A 654-nucleotide genomic window follows, 5' to 3' on the forward strand; every position below is an offset into this window, starting at 1 on the left:
GACTGTTCGTGGAAATCGTAGCCGATGAACCGGCTGTTCGGAAAAGCTTCGGCCATGATCAAAGTGGAGAAACCGATCCCGCACCCAACATCGGCAATTTTTGCTCCCGCCTCCAATCGCGGCATCATCCCATCGAGGGCAGGAAGCCAAGCCTGGACAATGCCGTTGACGTAGCCGGGTCGGAAGAACGACCCCACCGCACAGAAGAGGCACCCTGCGCTTTCACCCCAGGCAACGCCCTCTCCGGTTCGAAAGCCGTGCTCGACCTTTGGTTCGCCTTCGATCATTGCAGCCGCAAGTTCGAAGGCTCCTTCCAGGTAGACCGGGCTGTCCTTGATCGCGAATACCATCGCCTGCTCAGGTGAGAGGCTGAACTGCTCGGTCGCGGGGTCGAACTGAATGTAGCCATTGAGTGCCTGCGCCATCGCCCACTCGCGCACATATCTCTCCGCTAGCCCCAGTCGCGTAGCCAAGGCTGCCGATGTTGCTGGCCCGTCCGAGTGAAGAGAGTCGAAGAGGCCTAGCCTGAGGCCGATACGGACGGTGGGCACACTGAAGGCGCCCCCCAGGTCCCCGAGCATCTTGCCTACGAGTTCGTTGAGCGTGTCTGGATCTGGTTCGGTCATGAGAGCGCTTCGCCTGGCAGTGATGATG

General features: G+C 60.2%; 1 pseudogene. It reads right to left on the reverse strand.

Features of this window, described 5'->3' with window-relative positions:
• Positions 1-626: pseudogene (locus G7A66_RS12915) on the reverse strand (SAM-dependent methyltransferase); the annotation flags it as partial.
• Between the last annotated feature and the right edge of the window lie 28 nt (positions 627-654).

Origin of the sequence: Alteripontixanthobacter muriae (assembly GCF_013336795.1) — a bacterium.
Taxonomy (GTDB): domain Bacteria; phylum Pseudomonadota; class Alphaproteobacteria; order Sphingomonadales; family Sphingomonadaceae; genus Pseudopontixanthobacter; species Pseudopontixanthobacter muriae.